Genomic DNA, 12842 nt, shown 5'->3' with positions numbered 1-12842 from the left:
AGAGGAAAGGGGGGCATAGGGAATAGGGAATAGAAACAGTTTTGAGATGGCTTTTTTCCTTGCAACACGGCGAGTGGAAAAAGTTAAGCACTAAGAAAATTACTTACTCCACACTCAAAACTGCTAGCCCATTACCAATTAGTCCATTGAGAAATATTACTTTAGTTGCTGGAGGGCCGCCTCAGATTTTTGTACACCCTCATTGTTGCCTTGCTGGCGGAAAGTGTTGAGGGCTTGTTGAAAAGCTTCAATTGCTTCGGATTTGCGATCGCGCGCTTTGAGTGCCGTACCCATATTGTAATAAGCTTCGGCCCTGTTTGGATCGAGCTTAATCACTCGCCCAAAAGTGTTAATCGCTCCTAAAAAATCTTGTTTTTCCAGTTGAATTTCCCCGATTCCTGCGTGTGCTTCCACTAAATTCGGTCGCACCGCAATAGCCCGCTGATAAGCTACCAGCGCTCCGTCTAAGTCGTTTTGAGCCTTGAGAAGTTCGCCAATTTCTAACTGCACTTCTGGATTCCGGGGCTCCAATTTGGCAGCTTCTTCAAAAGCTGCTAGCCCTTCGGAAGTATAGCCGGCACGCAGCAAAGCAGTGCCTAATTTTAACTGGACACCGGCTTGTTTGGGAGCGAGTTCGGCTGCTTGTTGGAGCACGGTGACAGCACTGGCAAAATTTCCCTGCTGGATCAATACTAAACCCATTGAAGAATAAGCTTGCCAATTTTTTGGATCCAGGGCGATCGCCTCTTGGTATGCTTTAAAAGAACCGCTGTAATCTTTTTGCTGAAAGAGTACCACTCCGAGACCGATTCGGGCATTGACATTTTTGCGATCGAGAACAGCGGCGCGGCGATAAGCTGTGGCAGCAGCGGGATAGTTTTGTAAATTCGCCATAGCATATCCTAATGCGTATTGGAAGTCCGCATTGTTCGGTTCGAGACCGATCGCTTGTTGGTAAAATTCTACTGAGGCTTGATAGTTGCCCTGACGCGCTTCTAAATAGCCAATACCAGAAAAAATGCGGGGGTTTTCTGTATCTAAACGCGCCGCTTCCTGATAAATGGCGATCGCTTTACTGTAGTCTCCTAAATCTACAAACTCGCGCCCTTGTCGCAGCAGAGCATCTAAATTTGAATCATTTTGAGGGTTGACTTGAACGAATGTTTCTGCTGAGAGCGCTATCTGCGGCGCTGCGACAGCGAATCCTGCTACTAGCAACGTACTGAATACCAAGAGACTTTGTTTGTACACGGCCATTTGTTTCAAAGAGTGTGTGGAATGAAAGAGCGAGGGGCTGTCACCTTGTTAAGCTGACAGCTTAGGGTTTACCAGGAATTTTTGAGCGGCGAGATGTAGTAAATCTACAGAACAAGACCCACTCAAAATTTTCGCGACTGAGGCCAACTGATGATTGTAACAACAACTGATATCATCCAAGGAGCAGAAATTCAATCTTACCTGGGAATAGTAACTGCTGAGGTTGTCTACGGCACCAACGCCCTGCGAGATTTCTTCGCGGGCATTCGCGACATCATCGGCGGGCGCACCGGCAGTTACGAGGAAGTGTTTCTCAAAGGACAGCGAGATGCCCTCGCTGAACTGGAAAAACGAGCGCAGCGCCTGGGCGCCAATGCCGTAATCGGGGTGGAAGTGGACACCGGCACGATTAATGTAGACTCGAGCGGGGCTTTGCTGCTGATTACTGCCGTTGGAACGGCTGTAAGATTGCGTTAAGCTGTATTTTCTGTATACGTCCGCATTTCCTGTATACATCCGGGAACTTTTCTAACTGGATAAAATAGTCATAAGTCATAAGTCATCAGTCATTAGCTAATAGCGGGTGGCTGGCGGCGGATGACTTTTTCGTTTCTTTCTTCAGACATAGATACTGGTTATTTCCCCAGGCAGATATAGTTTTTATCAATCTCAGCCACAATCAATGCTTAGGTGAAAGATTGTTAAAAATTAAAGCAACTCTAAGAGGAAAGAAAAACCTATGTCATACGTAAATAGACCTGTAGATAACGTTGGTACTGAACCCGTGGTAGTAAATTCAGTGATGGAATACCACGATCGAGTACGTTGGGGCCCGATTTTTTCAGGTTTGGTAATTGCGATCGGCACACAACTGGTGTTAAGTGCATTGGGCGCTGCGATCGGGTTGAGCAACATTGCTAATTCAGGAGCTCCGCGCAGTATTTCAGGCGACGTGGGTACCGGCGTCGGAATTTGGTCAATTATTAGTTTGTTAATTAGCTTGGCTGTTGGCGGTTGGGTAACTGCTCGCGCTTGCGGTCCGATGAACCGCAACACAGCGCTTTTGAACGGAGCAATTTTGTGGGCAACTACCTTAACAATTGGCTCTTGGTTGTTAGCAAATGGCGTGGCCGGTACTTTTGGTGTAATAGCTGCGAATGCGGGAGAAGCAATTAATCAAGCGCAGCAGGGCGGGGTCGATTTGCCGAACCGAGCACCTAACGTATCTGCTCAGGATGCTCGCAATCTTGCTGGTAATGCTGCAAAAGCTGGTTGGTCGTTCTTGTTCGGCTCACTATTGGGTTTAGTTGCTTCTATGGTAGGAGCATCTGCCGGCGCGCGCACTCCCCGGAATTACTCGTAAAAGTTTCGTCAGACACGGAAAGTTCATATTCAGGAAAGCACTTTTTTTAAGGTGCTTTTTTGTTGGTTTCTCGTTCCCCGTTTCTACCGGGGAACGCATTTCTTGAGGCTCTGCCTCCAGGTTTTTAAAGTTAGTCAGTTCTAACTGTTTAGCGACCACGGCGGGCGGGTGTGAGTTTGGACTCTTTGTCATGGTAGCGCTAGGTTAAGAGAGTTTATTAAGAAAATATTAAGAAAACTGAATACTATAATTTGATGACTCTATACTCCTCAGAGTAACTACGAAACATTGATAGAAATACCGTAGTTAAAGAAAAAGTATCGGTGAATCAACAACAAGTTTGGCAAAATTCAGTGACTTCGATCGTTCAGTCTCTAAAATTTGCGATCGCAGCCAGTTCCCAATTGGTGCGATTTTCAGGGCAATTTCTCAAAAAAGCCCAGCATCTAGGACGCTCAGTCCAAGCGTACATCGTCTTCTTTTTACTAGGTGTAATTCTAACTGCGTCAATTGCTGCTTGCTCTGCCGCGAGTGGGGCCAATCAAAGCGAGGTCAAGCTCAACCTAGTTTCCTTCTCAGTGACGAAAGCGGCCCATGACCAAATCGTCCCTAAATTTATTGAAAAGTGGAAGAAAGAGCACAACCAAAACGTCATTTTTGAACGCAGTTATGGCGGGTCTTTAGCGCAAACTGACGAGATCATTGCCGGCAAACAAGAAGCCGATGTGGTGCATCTTGCCCTCCCATTGGATGTGGTTCGCATCGAAGAAGCTGGTTTGATTAATTTTGGCTGGGAGGACAGAGTTCCTAGACGGGGAGTAGTTAGTCATTCTGTGGCGGCAATTGTCACCCGAGAAGGCAACCCCAAAGATATTCAAACTTGGGCAGATTTAGCCAACGAAGATGTAAACGTGATTGCAGCAAATCCTCAAACATCGGGTATTGGCGTTTGGGAATTTTTAGGTCTGTGGGGGTCAGTAACCCAAGAAGGAGGCGAACCTCAACAAGCCCTTGATTTTGTGGGCAAAGTCTATAAAAAGATTCCCACCCTAACCAAAGATGCCCGCGAAGCCAGCGACTTATTCTTCCAACAAGGTCAGGGAGATGCCTTAATCACCTATGAAAATGAAGTGATTTTAGCTGGAACGAACCAACCAAAAACCACTTACTTTGTTCCTCCCCTCAATATCTCTATCGATAATCCCGTGGCAATAGTTGATAAAAACGTTGATAAGCATGGAACGAGAGAAGTGGCAACAGCCTTTGTCGATTTTCTCTATTCAGACGAAGCTCAGCAAGAATTCGCCAAATTAGGCTACCGTTCGGTCAATCCCTTTATCGCTCAAAGCGCACAGGTGCAATTTCCCCCAATTAAAACTTTGTTTAATGCTCAAGATTTAGGAGGGTGGCCCTTGATAAAAGAGAAGTTTTTTGCAAACGGTGCCATCTTTGACCAAATTAAGGGAAAGTTCTGAACCTAAACGCCTAATTCACTTTCATTTTTCCAAACTTACACTCAAATGCTATGAAATTTTCTCGTTGGTTTTACCTAATCCCTCTCATCGTCATGGGCAACCTGATGACGAGTTGTGGCAATTCAGGAGATAAGGAACAGCAAATCAGTATTGATGGTGGTGCTGTGGGCTTTAGCGTTTCCCTCGCCGTCGCCGAAGAATACCAAAAACTTTATCCCAATGCCCAAGTCAGCGTGGCTGCCAGTGGCACAGGGGGAGGGTTTAGCAAGTTTTGCGCTGGAAACCTTGATATTGCGGGGGCTTCTCGCACGATCAGAGAGGAAGAAATCAAAAAATGTGCCGACAAAGGAATCGAATTTATTGAACTGCCGATGGCTCTTGATGGTCTTGCGGTAGTGGTTAATAAGGAAAATAACTTTGCCAAATGTCTAACGATTAAAGAATTAGACACAATGTGGAATGCCAAATCTGAAGGCAAGATTACCAGTTGGAAGCAAATCAATCCCGACTTTCCCGACGAAAAACTGTTGCTGTTTGCCCCTCCTTCCGATACAGGAACCTTTGATTATTTCACCCAAGCCGTAACGGGTAAAAGGAAAAATAGTCGTACCGACTTTACCCCCAGCCGCAACCAAAATACCCTCGTTCAAGGGGTGATTGGCAATAAATCGGGAGTGGCTTATCTGGGAATTGCCTTCTTGCTCCAAAACCAAGACAAATTGAACGGGGTGGCGATTGAAAATGCGGATGGAAAATGTGTTAAACCAGTTCCCCTTGATAACGTTCTGAGAAATATCTATAGCCCCCTCTCTCGCCCCCTCTTTATCTACGTCAATAAAAAAGCCCTTGAAACCAATTCTTCCCTTGAAAAATTTGTGAAATTCTATTTAGAAAATTCTTGGAAATGGGTAGATGGTGTCGGCTATGTGGCGTTACCCGATGAAGCTTATGTGAAAACTAAGCAAAAATTTGAGCGGCGTGAAACCGGAACGAAATTCAAAAAAGCAAAACCCGGTGAACCCATTACTAACTTTATTTAAGGAGGAAATCTCAAGCCCATGACCCTAACTCCTAGTTCCTTTGATGACTCCCTTTTCGCTGCGGACGACTCCTTGCTTAAGAAGGGTTCTGAAGATGTCCCAGAAAAGATTATTGCTGCGGTTTTATTTGCCTGCGCCTTCGTGTCCGTTGCCACAACCTTTGGTATTGTCTGGATCATTTTCCAAGAGACTTTGGGTTTTTTCCAAGAAGTGTCCTTAGCCCAGTTCTTTCTGGATACCCGATGGACTCCGCTGTTTGCCGAGGCCCATTTTGGCATCTGGCCGCTGCTGAACGGAACGTTCTTAACCTCTGCGATCGCTATGGCTGTGGCGGTTCCCTTGGGGTTGTCTTCAGCCATTTACCTGAGTGAATATGCCCAACCGAAAGTGGCAGCCGTGTTACGCCCTGCTGTGGAGTTATTGGGGGGAATTCCCACAGTAGTTTATGGTTACTTTGCTTTGCTTTTTGTCACTCCGGTTCTGCGGCATCTTTTCCCCTTAGAGATTTTTAATGCCCTCAGCGCTGGGTTAATGATGGGCATTATGATCACCCCCACCGTCGGTTCGATCAGCTTAGATGCCATTCAATCGGTTCCCCGTTCTCTGCGGGAAGGTTCCTATGCCTTGGGCATTACCAAACTAGAAACCATTTTTAAAGTGGTGCTTCCGTCAGCCTTGTCTGGGATTATGGCTTCGATTATTTTAGGCGTTTCCCGCGCAGTGGGAGAAACCATGACCGTTCTGATTGCGGCTGGATCGCAGCCTCGCATCACCGTCAATTTCATGGAATCCGTCGCCACCCTGACCGCTTTTATGGCGGAGATTTCGGGGGGAGATAGTCCCAGGGGTAGCCTCAGTTTTAAGACTTTGTATGCGGTGGGAGCAGTTCTGTTCCTGATTACATTGTCTCTCAATATGGCCAGCTTCTGGATTTCTAGTCGCTTTAAGGAAAAATACGACTGATTGCTATGGTTAAATCAACTTCAACAAACAATTCCGTCAAAACTGCCGAATTTACCGATAATTTAGAACGCCGAGAAGCGATCGGTAAAGTCTTTGAGTATCTATTCTTAATTGGGTTACTCATTGGTTTATTTGTCCTCGCCTTACTGGTTCTTAATATCCTCCATGATGGACTTGGCAGATTGCTAACACCAGGGTTTCTCACGGAAACGCCTTCCCGTTTTGCCGAACGCGGAGGTATCCGTCCAGCCATTATTGGGAGTTTCTTTCTGGGACTGATCGTCCTTCTGGTGGCGGTTCCCATTGGTGTAGGGGCTGCTTTGTACCTAGAGGAATATGCCCCTAAAAAGTGGTGGACTGCCGTGATTGAGATAAATATCGGGAATTTAGCGGGGATTCCTTCTATTGTCTATGGCTTACTGGGTTTAGGGGTCTTTAACTATTTACTAGGGTTTGGGCCTACCTTGATTTCGGGGGCATTAACCCTTGCCCTATTGTCTTTACCTGTGATTATCGTCACGGCGAGGGAGGCCATCCGCGCCGTTCCCGATTCCCTGAGAAATGCTTCCTATGGACTGGGAACTACCAAATGGCAAACCATTCAACACCATGTCTTACCCTATGCCATTCCGGGAATTCTTACGGGGGTGATTATTTCTGTCTCCCGCGCTATGGGGGATGCTGCTTCTTTGGTGGTCGTGGGTGCTGTCAGTTTCCTCACGTTTAATCCGGGTTTATTCCAAAGATTTATGGCGTTACCCATTCAAATTTTCAGCTATATCACTCGTCCTGAACCGGGGTTTGCCAGTGCAGCCGCAGCGACGATTATTGTGCTGATTATCTTGATTTTGGCGCTTAATGGCGTCGCTATCTATCTGCGCCAACGCTATTCCAGCCATTAATTAAGTTGAGTTGTCAAGATTAAGGAGACTATTTCAGATGACTGACAGTAATACCAAACTCAAAACGGACGATAGTGCGTTTGATGCAGAAGGCGTAAAGGTTTATTACAATGGCTTTTTAGCCCTTGTCGATGTCTATATCAAAATTCCCCGTCAAAAAATTGTGGCCTTTATCGGCCCTTCAGGCTGTGGCAAAAGTACCTTATTGCGTTGCTTCAATCGCATGAATGATTTAATCCCTGGTGCCAAGGTGGAAGGGAAACTCATTTACCGCAACCGTAATATTTACGATCCGCAAGTGAATCCCGTCAAATTGCGGCGACAGGTGGGAATGGTGTTTCAAAGGCCGAATCCGTTTCCCAAGAGCATTTATGAAAATATTGCCTATGCCCCCAGAACCAACGGATATCAAGGAAATCTGGATGAATTAGTGGAATCTTCCCTCAGACAAGCAGCTATCTGGAAAGAGGTTAAGGATAAGCTGAAAGATAAAGGAACGGCGTTATCTGGGGGACAACAACAACGGCTTTGTATTGCCCGGGCGATCGCTATGAAGCCCGATGTTTTATTGATGGATGAACCTTGCTCTGCTCTCGACCCCATTTCTACGCGACAGGTCGAAGAACTGTGCTTAGAACTTAAGGAACGATACACAATTATTACGGTGACTCACAATATGCAGCAAGCGTCAAGAATCGGGGATTGGACGGCATTTTTCAATACAGAAACGGACGATGGAGGCAAACGACGCGGCAAATTGGTGGAGTTTGGTCCCACTGAACAAATTTTCGGTTCTCCCCAAACCAAAGAAGCCGAAGAGTACATTAGTGGACGCTTTGGTTAAACGCAAGTGTCAGATTTAGGTGTTACGCATTGTCAGCAATGATATTACCTTCTGGGCCAATACTCCGGACAGTTTTGGGAACGATACTACAAGCTTTACTGCTCTAAGTGGAGCCAGAGCCTCCGGATCTGCGTTACCAGGAAGAGCCTGGTAACGAGTATAATTCACGGAGGAATGTGCGCGGGGCGCACCCTCGAAATTAAGCGGTGAAGTATTTGGCGGCTGGGTGATAGGTGATGATTGCGGTTGTTGATTGTTCCGGATAAAGTTGTTCGCTTTCATCCATGTAGAGGTTGATGCGATCGCACTTTAACAATTCCAGTTGCTTGTACTGATCCGCCATGTTCGGACAAGCGGGATAGCCGAAACTGTACCGCGAACCGCGATATCTTTGGGCTAGCATATCGCGAATGTTGTCCGGTTCCTCGCTACCAAAGCCCAATTCCCGGCGAATTCGCGCGTGAGTCCATTCTGCTATTGCTTCCGCTGTCTGTACCGCTAACCCGTGAAAGTAGAGATAGTCGGTATATTGATGGTTAGCAAACAGCTTTTGCGCGTACTCTGTAGCAACTTCTCCCACTGTCGCTACTTGCATCGGAAATACATCGATTTTACCCGATTCTTTGGGGGCGAAGAAGTCGGCAATGCACAGCCGTCGCGCCGATTTTTGCCGGGGAAATGTGAATGTTGCAGCGGGTGTCGATACATCTTGCCCGCCATCCATGATTTCTGGCTGATACACATACAAAGAATTGCCTTCAGCTTGACAGGGAAAATACCCGTAAATTGCTTGTGGCTGCAGTAAATTTTCGGTGATAATTTTGTGTTTCCATTCCTCCAATTTCGGATAAACTGTCTCAGCTAAGAAAGCATCGTATTCTTCCCGCGATTGGTCTTTTGGCTTGCGGAACTGCCACTGACCGGCAACTAAAGCTTGCAAATCTAAGTGCCAGAAAATCTCCTCAAAGGGGATGTCTTCTCCCTGCAACAGTTTCGTTCCCCAGAAAGGAGGAGTCGGGCGATCGATATCTGCTGCCACTGCTTCTGACCGCCTGGTATCTATTACCACAGGAGTGTCTGCTTTCTTGGCATCTTCTACAGAAGTTTCTGGCGCCGCTTTAGCTTCTTTAACCGCCTCATTATCATCCTGTGTTTCATCTAAAAATCCTTGCAAGTCTTCCCATTTACCAGCAGATTTAGCTGGCATGAGTTTGTCCATAAAGTGCAAGTCGGAAAACGCATCTTTGCCGTAAATAACTTTACCTTTGTAAGTATTTTGGCAGTCTTCATGCACAAACTTGGGAGTCAAAGCTGCGCCGCCCAAAATTACCGGAACGGTGATTCCTTTCTGGTTGAATACTTCCAGATTTTCTTTCATGAACGCGGTGGATTTTACCAGCAACCCACTCATCGCTATACAGTCGGCTTTGTGCTTCTCGTAAGCTTCGATGATATTGTCAACAGACTGTTTAATACCCAAGTTAATCACTCGGTAGCCGTTGTTTGATAAAATAATATCAACTAAGTTTTTGCCGATATCGTGAACGTCGCCTTTGACAGTAGCGATGATGAATGTGCCTTTGGCGTTATCCCCGGATTCGGACTTTTCCATGTGCGGTTCTAAATAGGCAACTGCCGCTTTCATGGTTTCTGCTGACTGCAAAACAAAGGGCAGTTGCATTTGTCCCGAACCGAACAACTCTCCGACTACTTTCATCCCGTCTAACAGGAAAGTATTGATAATGTGGAGAGGCGGATAGGTTTCTAATGCTTTGGCGAGTTGGATGTCGAGTCCAATCCGTTCGCCGTCGATGATGTGCTGCTTCAGGCGTTCTTCTACCGGAAGGCTTGCGTCTTCTGTACGATCGCGCTTGGTAGTTTTGCCCGCAAACACCGTTGTCAGCTCGCCCAAGGGGTCGTAAACGCAAATTTCGCCGTCAAACTCCCGTTCGTCGTAAATGAGTTTACGGCAGATTTCTTGGTGTTTGGGGTCGATTTTGGCGAGGGGCAAAATCTTATTAGCGCTGACAATTGCCGAGTCCATCCCCGCTTGCATTGCTTCGTGCAAAAACATGGAATTCAAGACTTGCCGCGCCGCCGGATTCAAGCCGAAGGAAATGTTAGAAACTCCTAAAATTACGTGACAACCGGGCAATTCTTGGCGAATGCGGCGGATCGATTCGATGGTAGCTTTGCCGTTTTTTCTGTCTTCTTCAATCCCGGTAGAAATTGGCAAAGCTAGGGTGTCAAAAAAGATTTCTTCGGGAGGAATTCCGTAGGCGACTGCCGCGTTATAGGCGCGTTGGGCGATAGCAAATTTTTTGTCTGCGGTTCTCGCCATTCCATCTTCGTCAATTGTACCGATAACTATGCCCGCGCCGTATTTTTTCGCCAACTCCAAAACTTGATAAAAACGCGGTTCTCCGTCTTCGTAGTTAGTGGAATTCAGCAAACATTTGCCGCCCGCAACTTTTAAGCCGGCTTCCATCTTTTCCCATTCTGTGGAATCCAGCATTAAAGGGAGAGTTGCATTAGTCACAACGCGGGAGACTAATTCTTTCATGTCTCGCACGCCGTCGCGGCCGACATAATCCACGTTAACATCGAGAATGTGCGCGCCTTCTCGCACTTGTTCCCTAGCCATTGCTACTAAACCGTCCCAGTCTTCAGCGTTTAGCAAATCGCGGCATTTTTTGGAACCGCTGGCGTTGAGTCTTTCGCCGACAATTAAGAAGGAATTTTCTTGTTCGTAGGGTTGGGCGGTATAAATTGAAGCGGCGGAAGGTTCCCAAGTAAATTCGCGGATTTTGGGTTTAAGAGTTTTGCCAATTTCTGATAGTTCGCGGATGTGATCGTAGCGGGTGCCGCAGCAGCCGCCGATGACTTGCACGCCTAAGTCTTCGACAAAGCGCATCAAGGCCATCTTTAATTCTATTGGCGTGAGTTTGTAGTGCGCGTGTCCGCCGATGTTTTCGGGTAAACCAGCGTTGGGGACGCAGGAAACGACGAAGGGCGAATGTTCGGAAAGGTATTTGACGTGTTCGGCCATGCGATCGGGCCCGGTGGCGCAGTTGAGGCCTAAAATGTCGATCGGGTACGGCTGCAAAATGGCTAGGGCGGCGCTGATGTCGGAACCGACTAACATTGTGCCGGTGGCTTCCATTGTGACTGATACCATTAACGGAATTCGCGCACCTTTTTTCTTAAATACTTCTTCAATCGCATTTAATGCTGATTTAATTTGCAGCACATCTTGACAAGTTTCGACAATAAATAAGTCAACGCCGCCGTCATAAAGTCCTTCTGCTTGTTCGGCAAAAGCGGCGGTGAGAGTGTCAAAATCAATGTGTCCTAATGTTGGCAATTTGGTGCCTGGCCCGATCGATCCTGCGACAAATCGAGGTTTTTCTGGCGTGGAAAATTCGGCGGCGATACCCTTGGCAAGTTCGGCGGCCGTTTTGTTGAGATAATATGCTTTGTCTGCCAAATCGTATTCCGCGAGCACGATGGAAGCCCCGCCAAAGGTGTCTGTTTCGATAACATCGGCCCCTGCTTCGAGGAATCCCCGGTGCACGTTGGCGACGGCTTCCGGTTTCGTGTGGACGAGATATTCGTTGCAACCTTCGTATTCTTTGCCGCCAAAGTCTTCTGCGGTGAGGTTTTGGACTTGCAGGTTGGTTCCCATTGCGCCGTCGAAGACGATGACGGGGCGTGAGGGGTGGTGGAGGCGATCGAGGAATCTGCTATTCATAAGCGGTAAAAAAAACGCCGGTGCTATATATTTACAATTTTATCTATTGTGCAATATTGTCAACAATTATGTGACTGTTGGCAAACGACTAATGACTGAAGGATTTAATGCTGCTGACAATAGTTCGATCGTACCTGTAATTTTAGCGATCGCCCTGGATAATTGTCAAAATTCTGTTGTGGGCGAGGCTGCGGGGGGAAAAACGGGCTAGTTGTGAGGGATTTTTTGGCTTAACTGTTGAGGAATTTGGCTAAAATGCGATCGCCACAAATAAAGGAGTTATATAGCAATCCTAAATGACTCGTTTATTTTTACGCACCCCAACCCTCCCCGAACCCGCTGGGAGTCCGTAATAAATTCACAAATGATGCGAGTATTGCTATATAACTAAAGCATTAAGATTTCTTTCTCATTTTTCTGTTGGAAGGTCTTTTAGGCAGTCGCTTAATTTCACTTTCGCCTCCTTGAATTTCTACTTGTTTGAGATTTTCTTCTACTTCTTCTATAATTTCTAAATTAACAATTTCAACGTCACCCCCGCTGATTTCTTCCTCTCCCTCCATCTCCTCCGAATTCTGTTGATTTGCGATTAAATGCACGGCTAACCCAGAAGCTTGAACCGAAACTTCTTCGATTTTTTCATGAATTTCAACTTCTCCAATCCGATCCTCAATTTCCCCCGTCAGTAAATCTTCCTCGGTAGCAGGAAAGTTATCAAGTTCTTGACTAATTTCAGTTTCTCTGATTTCTTTGTCTACTAGCTGCATTGATAACTGCTGCTTTTCCCTTGACAATTCCTCAACCTTACTTCCAAGCATTCTAATCTGTTCGTTGAGAACGCGAATTTCTCGGTTTTGCTGCTGAATCATTTCTTCGGCATCAGCAAGAGTTCGATTTCTTTCTAATATCACCTCATTTTTAGTTTCTAATTCCAAAGCGCTCATCGCCGCTTTAATTACATTATAAAAATGCGGCTTAGATACATCAACTTGTTTAGCATTATGGCGACTTTTCCCCAAAAGTCCAATTTTTTCTCCTTGCTTAATAGCCAAAACAAAACCTTGATGATTTTTTATTTTTAATTCTTTGACAAAATCTACTTGAACTAAACTGCAAATATATTTGTGACAGTCAAAATAAAATTCTGCTTTCATCAAAAAGCACCCCTTCCTGCTACAGTCCCGCAGAATTATAGCATGAACAGAGTTTTTGCGGGAAATAAAAAGAAATAAATAATCGATAGCCCA

The 12842-nt window shown here is 46.1% G+C and carries 10 protein-coding genes; 7 read left to right on the top strand and 3 right to left on the bottom strand.

What is annotated here, in order from left to right:
• Nucleotides 1-156 precede the first annotated feature (156 nt).
• Nucleotides 157-1257, bottom strand: a complete 1101-nt coding sequence (locus QUA57_RS05560) for a tetratricopeptide repeat protein (RefSeq protein ID WP_333060002.1) — start codon at nucleotides 1255-1257, stop codon at nucleotides 157-159.
• 150 nt (nucleotides 1258-1407) lie between these two features.
• Here QUA57_RS05560 and QUA57_RS05555 point away from each other — a divergent pair, with 150 nt between their 5' ends.
• The 7 genes from QUA57_RS05555 to pstB all read left to right on the top strand — a co-directional run bounded on the left by QUA57_RS05555 (nucleotide 1408) and on the right by pstB (nucleotide 7844).
• Complete coding sequence (locus tag QUA57_RS05555) at nucleotides 1408-1734, top strand: YbjQ family protein (RefSeq protein WP_172184303.1); 327 nt, start codon at nucleotides 1408-1410, stop codon at nucleotides 1732-1734.
• A 262-nt stretch (nucleotides 1735-1996) separates the two neighbouring features.
• Nucleotides 1997-2620 carry a hypothetical protein gene (locus tag QUA57_RS05550; protein WP_333060003.1) on the top strand — a complete coding sequence of 208 codons (624 nt, stop codon included), beginning with the start codon at nucleotides 1997-1999 and terminating at the stop codon, nucleotides 2618-2620.
• Between the two features lie 323 nt (nucleotides 2621-2943).
• Nucleotides 2944-4095, top strand: a complete 1152-nt coding sequence (locus QUA57_RS05545) for a sulfate ABC transporter substrate-binding protein (protein ID WP_333060004.1) — start codon at nucleotides 2944-2946, stop codon at nucleotides 4093-4095.
• A gap of 50 nt (nucleotides 4096-4145) precedes the next feature.
• On the top strand, nucleotides 4146-5135 hold the full coding sequence (locus QUA57_RS05540) for a PstS family phosphate ABC transporter substrate-binding protein (protein ID WP_333060005.1): 990 nt from the start codon (nucleotides 4146-4148) through the stop codon (nucleotides 5133-5135).
• 18 nt (nucleotides 5136-5153) lie between these two features.
• Nucleotides 5154-6098, top strand: coding sequence for a phosphate ABC transporter permease subunit PstC (gene pstC / locus QUA57_RS05535; protein ID WP_333060006.1), 945 nt, complete (start codon nucleotides 5154-5156; stop codon nucleotides 6096-6098).
• A gap of 5 nt (nucleotides 6099-6103) precedes the next feature.
• Entirely contained in the window at nucleotides 6104-7000 is an 897-nt protein-coding gene (pstA, locus tag QUA57_RS05530; protein WP_333060007.1) for a phosphate ABC transporter permease PstA, read from the top strand.
• Nucleotides 7001-7037: 37 nt separating this feature from the next.
• Entirely contained in the window at nucleotides 7038-7844 is an 807-nt protein-coding gene (gene pstB, locus QUA57_RS05525) for a phosphate ABC transporter ATP-binding protein PstB (protein WP_333060008.1), read from the top strand.
• Between the two features lie 199 nt (nucleotides 7845-8043).
• On the opposite strand, the gene metH is transcribed toward pstB, so the two are convergent.
• Nucleotides 8044-11595: a methionine synthase gene (gene metH, locus QUA57_RS05520; RefSeq protein WP_333060009.1), complete on the bottom strand. Its 3552-nt coding sequence runs from the start codon at nucleotides 11593-11595 to the stop codon at nucleotides 8044-8046.
• A gap of 395 nt (nucleotides 11596-11990) precedes the next feature.
• Nucleotides 11991-12749 carry a hypothetical protein gene (locus QUA57_RS05515; protein ID WP_333060010.1) on the bottom strand — a complete coding sequence of 253 codons (759 nt, stop codon included), beginning with the start codon at nucleotides 12747-12749 and terminating at the stop codon, nucleotides 11991-11993.
• Nucleotides 12750-12842 lie beyond the last annotated feature (93 nt).

Source organism: Microcoleus sp. Pol7_B2 (assembly GCF_036701035.1).
In the GTDB taxonomy this organism is placed as follows: domain Bacteria; phylum Cyanobacteriota; class Cyanobacteriia; order Cyanobacteriales; family Microcoleaceae; genus Microcoleus.
Note: the sequence above shows the minus strand (reverse complement) of the source record. Positions and strands in the feature narration are given on the sequence as shown.